At 37.8% G+C, this 16,517-nt stretch carries 15 protein-coding genes; all 15 read right to left on the bottom strand.

What is annotated here, in order from left to right:
• Positions 1 to 109 precede the first annotated feature (109 nt).
• The 15 genes from Q0X77_RS00680 to mraZ all read right to left on the bottom strand — a co-directional run bounded on the left by Q0X77_RS00680 (position 110) and on the right by mraZ (position 16,363).
• The gene (locus Q0X77_RS00680; RefSeq protein WP_297791831.1) at positions 110 to 433 is read right to left on the bottom strand and encodes a TraR/DksA C4-type zinc finger protein; all 324 of its coding nucleotides are present in this window, start codon (positions 431 to 433) and stop codon (positions 110 to 112) included.
• A 7-nt stretch (positions 434 to 440) separates the two neighbouring features.
• A complete protein-coding gene (locus Q0X77_RS00685) occupies positions 441 to 890 on the bottom strand; it encodes a GatB/YqeY domain-containing protein (protein WP_297791833.1) in 450 nt (149 codons plus the stop codon).
• 101 nt (positions 891 to 991) lie between these two features.
• Positions 992 to 2,908 (bottom strand): cell division protein FtsZ, encoded by a 1,917-nt coding sequence (gene ftsZ, locus Q0X77_RS00690; protein WP_297791835.1) that lies wholly within the window; start codon positions 2,906 to 2,908, stop codon positions 992 to 994.
• Positions 2,909 to 2,949: 41 nt separating this feature from the next.
• Positions 2,950 to 4,272, bottom strand: coding sequence for a cell division protein FtsA (ftsA, locus tag Q0X77_RS00695; protein WP_297791836.1), 1,323 nt, complete (start codon positions 4,270 to 4,272; stop codon positions 2,950 to 2,952).
• A gap of 6 nt (positions 4,273 to 4,278) precedes the next feature.
• On the bottom strand, positions 4,279 to 4,998 hold the full coding sequence (locus tag Q0X77_RS00700; protein WP_297791838.1) for a cell division protein FtsQ/DivIB: 720 nt from the start codon (positions 4,996 to 4,998) through the stop codon (positions 4,279 to 4,281).
• Complete coding sequence (murC, locus tag Q0X77_RS00705; protein WP_297791840.1) at positions 4,988 to 6,340, bottom strand: UDP-N-acetylmuramate--L-alanine ligase; 1,353 nt, start codon at positions 6,338 to 6,340, stop codon at positions 4,988 to 4,990. Before murC ends, Q0X77_RS00700 begins: the two co-directional genes overlap by 11 nt.
• A gap of 1 nt (position 6,341) precedes the next feature.
• Positions 6,342 to 7,433: an undecaprenyldiphospho-muramoylpentapeptide beta-N-acetylglucosaminyltransferase gene (gene murG, locus Q0X77_RS00710; RefSeq protein WP_297791842.1), complete on the bottom strand. Its 1,092-nt coding sequence runs from the start codon at positions 7,431 to 7,433 to the stop codon at positions 6,342 to 6,344.
• Positions 7,420 to 8,619 carry an FtsW/RodA/SpoVE family cell cycle protein gene (locus Q0X77_RS00715; protein ID WP_297791844.1) on the bottom strand — a complete coding sequence of 400 codons (1,200 nt, stop codon included), beginning with the start codon at positions 8,617 to 8,619 and terminating at the stop codon, positions 7,420 to 7,422. Before Q0X77_RS00715 ends, murG begins: the two co-directional genes overlap by 14 nt.
• A gap of 2 nt (positions 8,620 to 8,621) precedes the next feature.
• On the bottom strand, positions 8,622 to 9,956 hold the full coding sequence (murD, locus tag Q0X77_RS00720) for a UDP-N-acetylmuramoyl-L-alanine--D-glutamate ligase (RefSeq protein WP_297792008.1): 1,335 nt from the start codon (positions 9,954 to 9,956) through the stop codon (positions 8,622 to 8,624).
• Complete coding sequence (gene mraY / locus Q0X77_RS00725; protein WP_297791846.1) at positions 9,956 to 11,176, bottom strand: phospho-N-acetylmuramoyl-pentapeptide-transferase; 1,221 nt, start codon at positions 11,174 to 11,176, stop codon at positions 9,956 to 9,958. Before mraY ends, murD begins: the two co-directional genes overlap by 1 nt.
• Before the next feature lie 14 nt (positions 11,177 to 11,190).
• Positions 11,191 to 12,654 (bottom strand): UDP-N-acetylmuramoyl-L-alanyl-D-glutamate--2,6-diaminopimelate ligase, encoded by a 1,464-nt coding sequence (locus Q0X77_RS00730; RefSeq protein WP_297791848.1) that lies wholly within the window; start codon positions 12,652 to 12,654, stop codon positions 11,191 to 11,193.
• Positions 12,651 to 14,657: a penicillin-binding protein gene (locus Q0X77_RS00735; protein ID WP_297791850.1), complete on the bottom strand. Its 2,007-nt coding sequence runs from the start codon at positions 14,655 to 14,657 to the stop codon at positions 12,651 to 12,653. Before Q0X77_RS00735 ends, Q0X77_RS00730 begins: the two co-directional genes overlap by 4 nt.
• Positions 14,658 to 14,978 (bottom strand): FtsL-like putative cell division protein, encoded by a 321-nt coding sequence (locus Q0X77_RS00740; RefSeq protein WP_297791853.1) that lies wholly within the window; start codon positions 14,976 to 14,978, stop codon positions 14,658 to 14,660.
• Positions 14,979 to 15,015: 37 nt separating this feature from the next.
• Positions 15,016 to 15,921 (bottom strand): 16S rRNA (cytosine(1402)-N(4))-methyltransferase RsmH, encoded by a 906-nt coding sequence (gene rsmH, locus Q0X77_RS00745; RefSeq protein WP_297791855.1) that lies wholly within the window; start codon positions 15,919 to 15,921, stop codon positions 15,016 to 15,018.
• Positions 15,899 to 16,363 carry a division/cell wall cluster transcriptional repressor MraZ gene (gene mraZ, locus Q0X77_RS00750; protein WP_297791857.1) on the bottom strand — a complete coding sequence of 155 codons (465 nt, stop codon included), beginning with the start codon at positions 16,361 to 16,363 and terminating at the stop codon, positions 15,899 to 15,901. Before mraZ ends, rsmH begins: the two co-directional genes overlap by 23 nt.
• Positions 16,364 to 16,517: the final 154 nt, after the last annotated feature.

Here is a 16,517-nt window from a genome sequence, read left to right on the forward strand (position 1 = left end):
TATTCCATATGTTTCAGATGCGCCCCGACTTAGTCGGGCTCGTATTCAGCCTGTCCGCCTTTGGCGGATTGCGCCTGCCTGCCTGAGGCAGGCCACGGGGCCATTAGTTTTAGCGAGCGCAAGTTACGCAAAAAGTGCTATTTGGTGCTAATAAAATACGTTCAATTGGTATTTTCTTTTTGCATTTAGGGCAGATACCAAAATCTTTGGTTCCCAATTTATCCAGGTAATGATTAAGTCCCTTCAGATGTTCTTTTGCTTTAAGCAGGGCGGCTTCCATCACACTTTTATTATTTATTGCATCCATGCGCGAAACACGACCTATTGCGTTATCCGGGGCAATGGGGCCGGACAGTTCTTCATATTGTTTTATCTTCTTTATTGTCCTTGCAATATCGGCTTCAAGGCGGTCTTTAATCTCCGGAAGATTCATTAAAGGATTAATTAAGTTTGGCTCGCACAATTTCTGAGATGGTCTTGCCATCTGCCTGTCCTGCCAATTGTTTAGATACGATACCCATGACTTTACCCATATCCTTCATACCACTGGCACCAGTTTTCTCTATGGTCTGGACTACGATACTTTCAATCTCATCAACGCCTATTTGAGCCGGTAAAAACTTTTCTATTACTGCCACCTGATCCAGTTCAGGCTGCGCAAGATCTTGCCTACCCTGTTCAATAAAAATAGCTGCACTATCCTTTCGTTGTTTGACCAGCTTTTGAATCAATTTTATTTCATCCATTTCGGACAACTGGCCTCCAGCTCCTTTTTCGGTTTTGGCCATTAGTAAAGCAGATTTTATTGCCCTTAAAGACTCAAGAGCTGTAGCATCTTTTGCTTTCATAGCTGCTTTAATTTGTTCCATCACTTCATTTTGTAAGCTCATATTCTTTAAATTTTAGCAGAGACAAGATAAAAAATAAACCCGAAAATATGGTGCATTTTCGGGCTCATTGTTAGTTTGGGCGTAGTACTCCCAAAAAAGGACTAGTCTACATTATCATGCAAAAAGGAATTGTTAGAACGCAATTGAATTTCATCATTGCTGTCTTCACTTAAAGTAGTTCTGGAAACTTTACCTTCTTTTGGTTTTTCATTCAAATCAATCCCCTGACGTTTATAAGCAGGTTCCTTCTCTATTTCGTCAATATTGTTTACACTATTCTGAAACTTATAATTGAAATCTTTTAGTTTTCTTCTTCGCTCATCTGCCCTTTCACGCAAAATCTCTTCAATTGGAGTGTTCATAGGATCAGGCTCTTCCGACCCCATTTCCTTAGTATCATTCTCTGACTTAGCAACGGTTTTTCGTTCAAAAATCAACTCATCCTCAACGAGTTTAGGTTCAAATTCTTCCGCTTTGGATTTAGCACCTGTCAACTTATTCTCTAACTCCATATAATCATCCAGGCTATAACGAGTCTCTCCTTCCTTATTGTATTCCAAAACCGGGATTACTTCTATATGCTCATTAACTTCAAGATCCCTGACATTTTCATCCAGGCTAAAAGTAATTACATTATCATTTTCAACTTCATCGGTTGAATCTGTAAGGGGCATATCAAAACTTAGTGCAATTTGTTCTTTTTCCTCTGTTTTGTTAGCGACAACTTCAGGATCTATTACCTCAATATCCTTTAAATCCTTTTTAGAATCTATAATAATAAAATCGTCCTTGTTAATTTCTTCAGCTACCACCTCGTCATAAAACACATTAAAATTTCTAATGTAATTGGTTGTTGGTATAAGATCTATAATTTCTTCTTCTAAAGTATGTTTTATTATTGGCTCAAATACTTCTTCCACCTTTTCCGGTTGGTATTCGTCATTTTTATCACTCAAATCTTGCTCTGCTTTTTGCTCATCTTCAAGAGTGTGTATAATCTTTTTGGTTTCGGTATTTACAATTTCATCCTGCTGGTCTATGTTAAACCCTGTGGCAATTACTGTAACGGCTATAGCTTCACCAAGATTTTCATCTTCACCAACACCCATAATAATATTAGCACCATGCCCGGCTTCAATTTGAATATGATCATTTATTTCCCCTATTTCATCAATCGTAATCTCCTGAGAACCGGAAACTATAAGCAATAATACATTTTTTGCTCCTGTAATCTTGTTATCATTCAATAACGGAGAATCCAATGCTTTCATAATGGCCTCCTGAGCTCTCGCAGATCCCGATGAGGTAGAGGATCCCATTATAGCTGTTCCACTATTTGAAAGTACCGTTTTAGCATCACGTAAATCAATATTTTGTGTATAATGATGGGTAATTACTTCCGCTATTCCCCTGGCGGCTGTTGCAAGAACTTCATCTGCCTTTGAAAAACCAGCTTTGAAACCCAAGTTGCCATATACTTCCCTTAATTTGTTGTTATTAATTACAATTAAAGAATCTACATTAGACCGCAGCTTTTCAATGCCAAGTTGAGCTTGTTGACACCTCATTTTGCCTTCAAATTGAAATGGCATTGTAACAATCCCTACCGTTAGGACATCCATTTCTTTGGCTTGCTTAGCGATAACCGGAGCAGCTCCGGTACCTGTTCCACCACCCATACCGGCCGTAATAAAGATCATCTTGGTGGTATTATCCAGCATTTGCTTAATTTCCTCCATGCTTTCCAGGGCCGCCTGTTCACCTACTTCAGGATTCGCTCCCGCACCCAGGCCTTCAGTAAGGCTTACACCCAATTGTATTTTGTTAGGTACAGGGCTATTTTGCAAGGCCTGTGAATCTGTATTACAAATCACAAAATCGACTCCATTTATTCCGGCCTGGAACATGTGATTTATAGCATTACTTCCTCCCCCACCAACGCCAATTACTTTAATTACATTACTTTGATTCTTTGGTAAATCAAAGGCGATATTTTCAAATTCGGTATTCTTGCTCATGTTTTTAGTATTATTGGGTTATTACGTGCTACTATTTAGGTTTACTCTGCGTTATCTAAAAAATCTTTAAGTTTTTCTGACCAAACGTCAAATACAGATTTTCTTTCAACTTTTGACTTTTCCGCTGTTCTGCTCTCCGGATGACCTTCAAAAACCAATTCTTCAACATCCCCGTTTCCTTCCAAATATGCAGGATGCTTTACTTTATTTTCAATTGCATTCATCAACAGACCAACAGCTGTGGCATATAAAGGACTTGCAATTTCTTGATCTGAATCCCCGGCCAAATGCTCATTGGGGTACCCAATCCTCGTATCCATACCGGTAATATATTCTACCAACTGCTTCAAATGCTTTAACTGACTTCCGCCACCTGTCAAGACTATACCAGCAATAAGTTTCTTTTTTTGTTCCTCATGCCCGTAATTTTTTATTTCCACATACACCTGCTCAACAATCTCAACAACTCTGGCATGTATGATCTTGGACAAATTTTTAAGTGTAATTTCCTTTGGCTCCCTTCCGCGCAATCCGGGAATAGAAACAATTTCATTGTCTTTGTTTTCTCCGGGCCATGCAGAACCAAATTTTATTTTAAGAAGTTCTGCTTGCTTTTCTATAATTGAACAACCCTCTTTTATGTCTTCAGTAATTACATTCCCTCCAAATGGAATTACAGCAGTATGCCTTATTATACCATCCTTGAAGATGGCTAAATCTGTTGTTCCTCCACCAATATCTATAAGAGCAACTCCTGCTTCTTTTTCTTCCTGGCTAAGCACTGCATCTGAAGAAGCCAGGGGTTCGAGGGTAATGTTTCCAAGGTCAAGCCCAGCACTTTTAATACATCTGCCAATATTCTTAATTGACGAAACCTGGCCTACAACCACATGAAAATTGGCTTCAAGCCTACCTCCGTACATTCCAATAGGTTGCTTAATTTCTGCTTGTCCGTCAACCTTGTATTCCTGAGGTAAAACATGTATAATCTCCTCTCCGGGTAACATTACAAGTTTGTAGACCTGGTTGCAGAGTTTGTCTAAATCCTCCTCATTGATTACTTCTTCAGAATTTGCCCTTGTAATATAATCGCTATGCTGAAGGCTTCTAATGTGCTGACCAGCAATTCCAACAACTACCGATCCTATCTTCAGACCAGAATCGGCCTCAGCCTGCTCCACAGCCTGTTGTATAGACTTGATGGTTTGAGTAATATTATTAACCACACCCCGATGTACACCAAGGCTTTTAGACCTGCCTATACCTAAAACCTCAATTTTACCATACTCATTCTCCTTCCCAATGATGGCAACAATTTTTGTAGTACCGATGTCTAATCCAACTGAATAATTACCTTTTTCCATATTAATTTAAATTTTGGTGCACACTACCTGATTATTAAATTCCAAGCTTACTATATTATAGTTTGCCAATGTTTTATCTTTGGCAGCTTTGGTATAAAAAGCCTTGAAATTATTGAACTTTTGTTCCAAATCGGTCACATTCCCCAAATTCACAACAAAATTCTCCAACCGAAATTTCAACTGATAATTTTCTTCATCCTCAATGTGAATTCCAATTACATTTTTTCTTAAAAAGTCGTCCCTGTTTATATATTTCAAAATCACATAAACATCTTCCAAACTTTTTCCAGTAATATTGCCCGTAATTATCGGTACTCTGGCTGAGTGATTATCAGATAAAGGCATGTTCTTACCTTCCTCATCAAGATAGAATTTTGTCTTTCCTTCTACACGTCCGATTGGTTGCCTTTGTTCAATATTTGATATAAGTTCACCGTTTATAGTAACATAGACTTGGGCACTTTTTACCATTTCATTGGTCTCGATGACCTCTTCCATAGTATTCAAAACTAATTTTTCTTTGGGCACGTTTTTAATGATCCCATAATTTTGTATTAACAATTTATTAACCATAGACTGTGTCAGGTAGAGATTGTCCTCACCAGTAAATTTTATAGTTATCCCGCTTACCTTTCTCAAATTATTTCGGTGATTCGAAAATGAATAAAGGCCTGTAATACAGATTATTAGTCCAATAAACTTGATGTAATTCCAATTAATTTTCATGCTCCAGTTCTTTTTCTATTCTTGGTATTTCCAACCCTATATCACCTGCACCCATGGTGACTAATACTTCGGGTTCTTGTTCTTTAATTTCCTTAATCAGATCTTCTTTTTGGATCAGTTTTTTATTCTGATTCCTTATTTTTCCCATGAGCCACTCCGAGGTAATACCCTCTATAGGTTCCTCTCTTGCCGGGTATATATCCAATAATAATACACTATCAAATTTTGCGAGGCTTAAGGCAAACTCATCAGCAAAATCTCTAGTTCTTGAAAATAAATGTGGTTGAAAAACAGCCAGTACTTTTTTACTATGATGCATTTCCGAAATAGCATCATATACAGCATCTATTTCCGTTGGATGATGCGCATAATCATCAATAAAAACGAAATCAATTTCGTTTATTCGATATGAGAATCTCCGTTGCACACCCTTAAAGGTTTCGAGTGCTTTGACAAGACGGTAAGGTGGGGTACCTACCTGCAGTGCCATTGCAAAAGCCACTAAACCATTGAGTAAATTATGTTTACCTGGTTTATTGAACTTAACGCCCTTAAGGGTAGTAACCGGAGTTTCCAAATCAAAAATGTAGGCGCCATGTGTTATTTTTAAATTTCTGATACAAAAATCTGAATCATCTTCTATTCCATAAGTTATTCCTTCTAAAGGCAAACCATTTCTTATAAACAACTTGCCATTTGGTTTAATCTTGTTTACAAATTCCCTAAAGGATTTTATTAGTTCATTGCTGTCGCCATAAATATCTAAATGATCGGCGTCCATAGATGTAATACAAGCAATATTGGGTGATAATTGGAGGAAGGAACGATCATATTCATCAGCTTCAACGACGGAATATTCATTTCCACTGAACCAAAAATTACTATTGAAGTCCTCCGAGATCCCTCCCAGAAAAGCAGTCACAGGTGTTCCGGTTTCCTTTAGCAAATGTGCAAGGATACTGCTTGTTGTTGTTTTACCATGGGTTCCGGCAACAGCAAAACAAAACGTGTTTCTGGTAATAATCCCCAATACTTCTGACCGCTTTTTTATTTCAAATCCTCCGGATAAAAAATAATTGTATTCTTTGTGCTCGGATGGTATTGCAGGAGTATAAATAACCAGGGTATCACTTACATTTTTATATTCATTGGAGATCTCAGTAATATCATCTTTATAATGTATCTCAATTCCCAATTCGGAAATCTCCCGCGTTAGCGGCGTCTCGGTTTTGTCATAACCGGCCACATTCTTATTTAACAATTTGAAGTACCGTGCCAGAGCAGACATCCCTATGCCTCCAATGCCTATAAAATAAACGTTATGTATATCTTTTAGTACCATTTCAAATTTTTAGTAAATGCTCTATTTCATCTACAATATTCTTTGTTGCATTAGGTAAAGCCATAGCTTTGATATTCTCACATAAGACTTTTCTGCGATCCTCAGATTTGTACAGATCTGAAAAAACGTTCTCAAATTTCTCTTCCAGGTCTTTTTCCTCTACAAGTAATGCAGCTTCTTTTACCACAAGGCTCAGTGCATTTTTAGTTTGATGGTCTTCTGCTACATTTGGTGAGGGAATGAAGATGACCGGTTTTCCAACGATGCACAATTCAGAAACTGAGCTGGCTCCTGCCCTTGATATGATGATGTCTGCAGCCGAGTACGCAAAATTCATTTTATTGATGAAGTCGTATACCTTCACATTTTCGGAGTCATATTTTTTATATTCCTGGTAGTAGCCCTTCCCGCACTGCCAAATAAGCTGTATCCCTAACTTTGAAAAGAAGTCAAGTTCTTTTTCAATAAGTTGATTTATTCTGCGTGCACCCAGACTTCCTCCCAGAACGAGCAACGTTGATTTAGCCTGACTTAAACCAAAAAAATCGTAATACTCTTTTGTATCTTTTGATGATGCTAATAAATCTTCTCGAACAGGATTCCCTGTTTTTACAATTTTATCTGAAGGGAAAAATCTATCCATATTGTCATATGCCACACAAATTTTAGCCGCATGTTTAGCAAGCAATTTGTTTGTAATACCCGCATATGAATTTTGTTCTTGCAATACGTAGGGGATTCTTTTTCTAGAGGCCATTTTTAATAGTGGTCCACTAGCAAATCCGCCTGTACCTACCACCAGATGAGGCCTAAAATTCGCTACTATTTTTCCTGCACTAATCAAACTACTTATTAATTTTAATGGAAACATTAAATTTTTTAATGTCAATTTTCGTTGAATTCCACTTATCCACAAACCTTTAATCCGATACCCTGCCTTTGGCACCTTTTCCATTTCCATCCTGTCTTTTGCACCTACAAACAAAAAAGATGCATTTGGATGTCTTGATTTCAATTCATCGGCTATGGCAATTGCCGGGTAAATATGACCTCCTGTACCACCACCTGATAATATAAATCTATAATTGTCCACTCAATACTTCTAAAGGGTTGGTTTCATCTATATCAGACTCATTGGGATCCACAGATCTGAATTTTCTACTTGCACTTAATACAACACCAATCGCCAAACAGGTCATCCAGATAGAAGTACCTCCACTACTAATAAGAGGTAACGTCTGCCCGGTAACCGGAAATAATTCTACAGCAACAGCCATGTTTATAAGCGCCTGAAAAACGATAGGCAAACCGACTCCCATTACCAATAATTTCCCAAATACCGTCACGTTTGCGTTTGCCACTACGACAATTCTAAACAACAAAAGCATATAAAAAAACATCAGAATAAATCCTCCCACAAGACCATATTCCTCTATTATGATCGCATAAATAAAATCCGAAGAACTCTGAGGAAGGAAATTCTTCATTACACTTTTTCCCGCTCCATTGCCAACTATTCCACCACTGGCAATGGCTATCTTTGCTTTTTCTATTTGATAGTCCGACTCCGTATCAGCCGGATCCCAAAAACTTTCAACTCTATTAATCCAAGTATCAACTCTATTCGGGAAAAGATCGGGATACGCTTTAGCAGTAAGAACAAAAATGGTAAGAACCAACAAGCCTGCACCTACTATACCCGAAAGGTATTTTATTGGGTAACCCCCTAAAAAGCAAAGGGTCAATACCATAAAGAAAAGAATTGCAGCAGTAGAAAAGTTGGCCGGTAATATCAAAATGACAACTACAAAAACAGGAAGCCATAAAGGGACAAGACTTTCACTGAATGTGATTCGTTTGTCTTTGATTTTGGTTAGATATCTTGCAACGTAAATCATGAGTACAACCGCTGCCAAATTCGAAGTCTGAAAGGTAATTCCAACTAAAGGAAGACGTATCCATCTGCTGGCATTTGCACCTTCGATTGTTGTGCCCTGCGCAAGTGTATATACCAATAAAACCAGTACAATTGGCAGAGCAATTATAGACAACCCTTTAAAAAAATGTGTAGGAATTCGATGCACTCCATAGATTATACCAAATCCTAAAAAAAGCAACATCCCATGTTTAACCAAATGCCCAATTGTTGTGCCATTCCCGACTACATATACCAAATTACTGCTGGCACTATAAACAGGTAGAAATGAAAAAAGGGCTAGAAGGGCAACTACACCCCAAATGGCCTTATCTCCTTTTATACTGTTTAAAAACCTGGACATTTTTATAAGTTTTTTATTGCTTCTTTAAATTGATTTCCTCTGTCTTCATAATTTTCAAAAAGATCAAAACTGGCACAAGCAGGAGAAAGTAATACTGTATCTCCCCGTTCTGCAATCTTATAAGCCACTTTTACCGCTTCACTCATAGCATAGGTCTCCACAATCAAATCTACTACGTTGCCAAAGGCATATTTAATTTTGGAATTATCCATCCCCAGGCAAATAATTGCTTTCACCTTCTCCCTGACAAGAGGCATCAGTGCCTTATAATCATTACCCTTATCTACACCTCCTACAATCCATACTATGGGAGTATTCATACTCTCCAAAGCATAATATGTGGCATTAACATTGGTGGCCTTTGAATCATTTATATATTGTACATGGTGAATTTTTAATACCTTTTCCAAACGATGAGCAGCCCCGTCAAAATTCTGTATACTTTCGCGTATTGTCTCTTTACGAATTCCAACCAACTTTGCAACTGTTGATGCAGCCATTGTATTTTTAAGGTTGTGTAAACCTTCTAATGCTAAAGAATCTGCTTTCATTTCCATGGTTTTATTATCTGTTCTTATCACTATTTTATTGTTCTCTAACCATGCCCCTTCGTTTAGTTCTTTGCTTATCGTAAAAGGCAATAATTTTGATCTTATTGGGTTATCCTCCAGCCATCTTTTAATTACGTCATCATCGTGATCATAAATCAAGCTGTTTTCCTTGTCCTGGTTTTGAGTTATCCTGAATTTAGACGCCACATAATCCTCAAAGGAATTATTATACCTGTCTAAATGGTCAGGGGTTATATTTGTTATCACCGCGATTTCCGGTTTAAAATCAACCGTCCCATCCAATTGAAAACTGCTTATTTCCAGGACATAATAGTTATGGTCCTCTTCAGCAACCATTCTGGCAAAACTTTTGCCAATATTACCTGCCATCCCCACCTTCAAACCACCATTTTTTAAAATATGATAGGTCAGCATGGTAGTAGTTGTTTTGCCATTACTACCCGTAATACCTATTATAGTGGCATCTGTATATTTAGCTGCAAACTCAATCTCAGAAATTACCGGAACACCGGTATCCAGAAGTTTTTTTACCAATGGCACCGTATCCGGAATACCCGGGCTTTTCATTACAATGTCTGCATTGAGAACTTTGTCTTCTGAATGTTGCTCTTCTTCCCAATCAATCTCAAAATGTTCAAGAACTTCTTTATAATTTTCTTTAATCTTACTCTTGTCCGAGACAAAAACCCTGTACCCCTTTTTTTTAGCCAGAATGGCCGTTCCAACCCCACTTTCACCAGCCCCGAGCACAACCAATAATTTCATCATCTCACTTTGAGCGTCACAATGGTAATTACGGCCAATAGTATTCCTACAATCCAAAACCTTGTGACTATTTTACTTTCGTGATATCCTTTTTTCTGATAATGGTGATGCAGGGGAGCCATTAAAAAAATTCGTTTCCCTTCACCTGTTTTCTTTTTGGTATACTTGAAATAACCAACCTGCAACATTACCGAAATGGATTCGGCAAAGAATATTCCACAGAGAATGGGAATCAGTAACTCCTTTCTTACAATAAGAGCAATCACAGCAATAACACCACCTATTGTAAGACTTCCCGTATCACCCATAAAAACTTGAGCTGGAAAAGCGTTGTACCATAAAAACCCGACTAGTGCGCCAACGAATGCAGCTATGAATATCAATAGTTCACCAGCCCGTGGTATATACATGATGTCCAGATATTCTGAAAAAATGATATTACCTGAGACCCATGCAAAAATCCCCAGGGTTAGCACGATTATGGCTGAAGAACCGCCAGCCAATCCATCAATGCCATCTGTAAGGTTTGCGCCATTGGAAACGGCAGTTACAATTAAGATCACGATTGGAATGAAAATCAACCACGCATATGAAGCTGCATTTTTGCCGGCCCACGAGATCAGATTGGCATAATCAAACTCATTATTTTTAAAAAATGGAACGGTGGTCATTGTAGATTTTATATCTCCACCATTTATTTTTTCGACCTTATATTGCTCCGTAATAATTGTATTGGTCCTCTCACGCATGGTAACATCAGGATGGAAATATAAAGTTGCACCAACAATGAGTCCCAAAACCACCTGACCCAGGATCTTAAACCTACCCTTTAGGCCTTTTTTGTTTTTCCTGAATATTTTAATGTAGTCATCTATGAACCCTATAATCCCCATCCATAGGATGGTAACTATCAATAATATGACATAAATATTCTTTAGATCGGCAAATAATAATACAGGAATTAAGGTGGACATTATTATTATTAATCCACCCATTGTTGGGGTGCCGGTCTTTTGCTTTTGTCCCTCAAGTCCAAGATCACGGATGGTCTCTCCTATCTGTTTTTTCCTTAGCAATAGAATAATTCGCTTTCCATATACTGTTGCCAATAGCAGAGATAATAATACCGCCATAGCTGCCCTGAACGTCTGAAACTGGAACAGACCTGCTCCCGGCAGTTGGTATTCCTTCTCTAAATATTCAAACAGATAATACAGCATATTGGATTGTCTTGTTATTTGTTTAAACTGGTTAATACTTCCTTCACAATTTTAAAATCGTCAAAATCTACTCGTTCGCCGTTTGTTTCCTGATATGTTTCATGGCCCTTTCCTGCAACGAGGATAATATCATTAGGCAGCGCTAACTGGCAAGCAGCTTTGATGGCCTGGTCCCGATTTTCAATCGATAAAACCTTCTTTACATGCTGAGGTTCAACACCGGCTTCCATCTCTTCAATGATAATCAAAGGTGGTTCTGATCTTGGATTATCAGAGGTGAAAATGGCTTTGCTGCTCATTGCTGAAGCGATATGTCCCATTACCGGACGCTTAGACCTGTCACGATCACCACCACACCCCACTACGGTGATGACGTTTTCATTTCCAGTCCTCAATGTATTGATAGTATCAAGTACATTTTTTAAGGCGTCCGGCGTATGGGCATAATCAACAATAGCTGTTATTTTTTCTTTAGAAATAAAATATTGAAACCTTCCATCTACATTTTCCAATTCACTAAGCAACCGAAGGATTTCTAGTTTTTCCAATCCCAGCAAGTCGGCTGTTGCATATATTGCCAGGATATTGTAAGCATTGAAATGTCCTATTAACCTTGTCCAAAGCTCATTTTCTTCTATTTTTAGCAACTGCCCGTTAAACTGATTTTCCAATATCTGAGCCCTGTAATCAGCATAACTTTTTAGTGCATAGGTATATTTCTTAGCTGTTGTATTCTGAAGCATCACAAGCCCATTCTTATCATCAATGTTGGTTAAGGCAAATGCTTTTTTTGGCAAGTCATCAAATAACTTCTTTTTGGTATTCCTATATTCTGCAAAAGTCTTGTGATAGTCCAGGTGGTCATGTGATAAATTTGTAAAGATTGCTCCCTCAAACACCAGCCCTTCCGTTCTTTTTTGATGAATGCCATGGGAACTCACTTCCATAAAACAAAATTCCACCCCTGCTTCATTCATCAGGGAGAGATAATGATTGATTACCATGGCATCCGGTGTGGTATGACTAGTAGGGAATTCCTCATTATCTACAATAATTTTTATAGTAGATATTAGTCCAACTTTGTAACCGGCTTTCTTAAATAATTGATACAGCAAACTACTGACCGTCGTTTTTCCATTGGTACCGGTAATGCCAATGAGTTTTAAATTTTTGGATGGAGTATCATAAAAATTGGATGCCATAATAGCAAGGGCCTGATTAGCATCGCCAACTTCAACGTATGTAATATTATTCTTCAAATTTGAAGGGAGGTTTTCACATACAATTGAATTGGCACCTGATGCTATTGCCTTATCAATATATTTATGACCATCAGTTATCAATCCCCGAATAGCTATAAAAACATCTCCCTTGACCACTTTTCTTGAATCAAAGCAAATGGTATTTACCAAAACTCCCGTAGACCCACTAACCGCAGAAAGTCTAACCCCATATAGTATATCTTTTAGCGGCTTCATGAAAGTTCTAGAATTATTTTCTTTACCTTTTTCAAATCTGTTCCTTTAGAAATAGATTGATTTTTAACCTTTCCATTTCCTTTGACCTCTACTTCAAGTCCCATGTTTTCTAAAATTGAAATAGCGTCCATACCACTCATGCCTTTAACATCCGGCATCTGTTTATAATTTTTTTGAGCCTCCAAATAATAACTCTGAAAACTTGCATCTAAATCAACGTTGTAAGGGTCTAATGTGTTTATTTCGTCTATTAATGGATTGTTGGCATAAATCTTTCTGGCAATGGATTTGAAGACCGGACCAGATACATCTGCTCCGTAATACCCAACACTTTTATCAGGCTCATGAATTACTACTATGCACGAGTATTTGGGGTTGTCGGCAGGAAAATAGCCTGCAAAGGTTGAGATATACCTTAATTTGTCCGGATCACGGGCCACATAGTTTTTTTGAGCCGTACCGGTTTTACCTGCCATGGAAAAATTCTTGGAATACAAACGGTGTCCTGTTCCATGTTCCTTTTCCACCACATTTTTTAATAAGTCCTGCACTTGTTTTGCAGTCTCTTTGGAACAGATAGTTTCCTTAATAACTTCTTTGTCAAATTTATAAATGGTTTTGTTCCATTCTCTAACCTCTTTTATTAGGCGAGGTCGCAACATTTCACCATCATTGGCAATGGCATTATAAAAAGCCAGGGTCTGTAAAGGTGTAAGGGATACTTCATAACCATGAGACATCCAAGCCAGTGAAATACCAGACCATCCCTTATCTCCCGGATACCTGATTACAGGTTTACCTTCTCCTTTAATCGGCATTCCCAGTTCCTGATGAAGCCCCATAGACATCAGGCGATCTACATAGACAGTTGGTTCTTCTTTATAACTATTATGAATCATTTTAGCGAAAGCCGTATTTGAAGAAACTTCAAAAGCCCTTGCCATTGAAATTTTACCATAACCTCCGTGCTTGGAATCCCGTACAGTTCTATCGTATATTCTCCAACGTCCTTTTTCGGTATCAATAACAGTGCTAGTGTCTATTTTATCATCTTCAAGGGCAGCAACCAAGGACATTAGTTTAAATGTAGAACCGGGTTCGTGTGATTCTCCTATCGCATAATTTAGTCTCTCATAATATTTACCATCTTCTGTTCTTCCAAGATTGGAGATGGCTTTTATTTCCCCTGTTTTGGTTTCCATTACAATCACACATCCATGGTCTGCTTTATACTTTTCTAATTGCGTTAGAAGACCATGATGGGCAATGTCCTGAATATTAATGTCAATGGTTGAAACAACATCGTACCCGTCTTTTGGTTCAACAATATTGTCTAAACCAATAGGTTTCCACTGTCCTTTTGCAATTTTCTGTTTTAGTCTTTTGCCTTCAATTCCTCTTAAATAATTACCAAAGGCCCCTTCAAGTCCAACCCTGGTCACATAGCCATTTTCATCGAAACGTTCATAACCAACACTTCTTTCCGCTATTTTACCTAAAGGATGTTCCCTCACTGTTTTTTGTTCCACAATAAAGCCTCCTCTATTAGGTCCTTTATTAAAAAGCGGAAAAGATTTGACCTGCATATAGTCGGAATAATCAAGATTCCTCACCACTAAAGCATATCTGTTTTTATTGGCTTTGGCCTTTCTCAAGACTTGCTCATAATGGGCAGCGGGTTTTCCAAATAGCTTGGCTAAAGCGTCTGACAATGGCTTTACTTCTTCTTCAAAATCTGAATTTTTTACAGTAACGGCATCAAATCGTATGGTATATCTTGAGACCGATGTAGCCAGTAAACTTCCATCATCAGAATAGAGGTTGCCTCTGTTGGGAGCAATTGTAAAAAGCCTTTCGGTTCGCTGCAGAGCCATCGCCTTATACTTATTGCCGTGAACCATCTGGATACTTACCAGCTTAACAGCCACAGAAATCGCAAACAGGAAAAGACATGCAGATACTATATAAAGTCTGGTCAATATTTTTTTTTCGGATATGGCCACTTATTTATTGCTGGTTTTTACTTTTATTTTTTTAGGTGGTGTTTCTGAAGGAAAAAGTCCTTCATCCATTACATTTTCAGTAATAGTGGATTCCAATTTCAAGCGTTGCACATCCGAACGCATATCTACGAATTCATTTTTTAACTCCTTAACTTCTTCATTCAAAGCTGCTACCTGATGCACTTTCTTATCAGCACTATGTGAACTTGCAATCATTACAGTTGCTAAAACGGATGCAAAAATGATAAAGAGCCAATTTTTTGGAGCATCCCCACTCACAAGGAACTTCCCTTTTAAAATATCTATGATGCCTTTTCTCATAAGTATTGTGTTATTTTGAACCACTTAAATTCACAAATTAAATTCGCTCGGCTATTCTTAACCTTGCACTACGCGCCCTACTATTCCGAGCTATTTCGCTATCTGTTGGAACAATTAATCCTCCTATCTTTTTAAAGGGAGTAATTGTGTTGCCGTAAAAATCTTTTTCCACTTCACCAGAAAAATTACCGGATCTGATAAACCTCTTTACCAGTCTGTCTTCTAAAGAGTGGTAACTAATTAAACTCAGCCGGCCCCCTTTGTCCATTATATCAGGAGTTTGTAACAGAAATTCCTCAATTGCCGATAATTCCTCATTCACTTCAATGCGAATAGCCTGATACACCTGTGCCAAAATTTTGTTCTCCTTAAATTTTGGCAGATAATTTTTTAATGCCAATTTCAAGTCCGATGTTGTCCTGATAGGAGTTTTATCCCTATGTTCCACAATGGTTTTAGCCATTGGATCGGCACGTCTCAAATCTCCATAACGAAACAAAACTTTTCGGAGATCATCATAGCTGTATGAATTAACAACCTCATAAGCACTCTTTTTGTTACTGGAACTCATTCTCATATCCAGATTCGCATCAAAACGGGTAGAAAAACCACGTTCAGCCTTGTCAAATTGATGCGAAGAAACCCCAAAATCTGCCAAGATTCCGTTCACTTTCCTAATGCCATAGAACTTTAGAAACTGCTTTATATATCTAAAATTTTCATTGATCAGCGTAAATCTTTCATCCCTAATAATATTCTGTAAAGCCTCTTCATCCTGATCAAATGCAAACAATTTACCTGCATCACCCAATCTCCTCAAGATCTCTCTGGAATGTCCACCACCACCAAAGGTGACATCGACATAAATTCCATTTTCAATTATATTAAGTCCATCAACGGACTCTTTTAACAATACAGGATTATGATAGTTCGTCTCCATCATCACCCATTACCTCTTCCGCTAATTCTGCAAAATTTTCTGCAGTTTCATCTAGAACTTGTTCATAGCTATTCTTATCCCAAATCTCAATTATATTTATTGCTGAACTCAAAACAACTTCTTTCTTTATCCCTGCGATGGAGACCAGATTTTTGGGGATTAATAACCTTCCTGTACCATCTATTTCTATGGGTTTTACGCCGGCTGAAAATCGTCTGATAAAGTCATTATTCTTCTTTTTGAACCTGTTTTTCTTATTCATTTTCTCCATTAAGAGATTCCACTCATCCATAGGGTACAATTCAAGACAAGGCTGAAAAACAGAGCGTTTTATGACAAAGCCCTTGTTAAGAACAGGGGCCATCTGATTTTTAAGGGTAACTGGTATCATTACTCGCCCCTTAACATCAGCTTTACAATCATATGTACCTATAAAACTTATCACTTAAAACTGGCCGGTTTTGTATTATAAACTCAAATATATAGAATTTATTACCACAATTTACCACAATTTACCACTTTATTGAAAAAAATTCAATCTTGCCAGAGAAGTTTTATGCCAGATTCCGCTGTTTTAAGAAGTATTTTCAACAGCAGAA

The organism is uncultured Eudoraea sp., from assembly GCF_947258925.1.
Taxonomy (GTDB): Bacteria; Bacteroidota; Bacteroidia; order Flavobacteriales; family Flavobacteriaceae; genus Eudoraea.

Coding starts and splice junctions, on each gene's coding strand:
- Q0X77_RS00680 (WP_297791831.1), bottom strand. CDS start 433: ATGAATCTTCCGGAGATTAAAGACCGCCTTGAAGCCGATATTGCAAGG.
- Q0X77_RS00685 (WP_297791833.1), bottom strand. CDS start 890: ATGAGCTTACAAAATGAAGTGATGGAACAAATTAAAGCAGCTATGAAA.
- ftsZ (WP_297791835.1), bottom strand. CDS start 2,908: ATGAGCAAGAATACCGAATTTGAAAATATCGCCTTTGATTTACCAAAG.
- ftsA (WP_297791836.1), bottom strand. CDS start 4,272: ATGGAAAAAGGTAATTATTCAGTTGGATTAGACATCGGTACTACAAAA.
- Q0X77_RS00700 (WP_297791838.1), bottom strand. CDS start 4,998: ATGAAAATTAATTGGAATTACATCAAGTTTATTGGACTAATAATCTGT.
- murC (WP_297791840.1), bottom strand. CDS start 6,340: ATGGTACTAAAAGATATACATAACGTTTATTTTATAGGCATTGGAGGC.
- Q0X77_RS00715 (WP_297791844.1), bottom strand. CDS start 8,619: ATGTCCAGGTTTTTAAACAGTATAAAAGGAGATAAGGCCATTTGGGGT.
- murD (WP_297792008.1), bottom strand. CDS start 9,956: ATGAAATTATTGGTTGTGCTCGGGGCTGGTGAAAGTGGGGTTGGAACG.
- mraY (WP_297791846.1), bottom strand. CDS start 11,176: ATGCTGTATTATCTGTTTGAATATTTAGAGAAGGAATACCAACTGCCG.
- Q0X77_RS00730 (WP_297791848.1), bottom strand. CDS start 12,654: ATGAAGCCGCTAAAAGATATACTATATGGGGTTAGACTTTCTGCGGTT.
- Q0X77_RS00740 (WP_297791853.1), bottom strand. CDS start 14,978: ATGAGAAAAGGCATCATAGATATTTTAAAAGGGAAGTTCCTTGTGAGT.
- rsmH (WP_297791855.1), bottom strand. CDS start 15,921: ATGATGGAGACGAACTATCATAATCCTGTATTGTTAAAAGAGTCCGTT.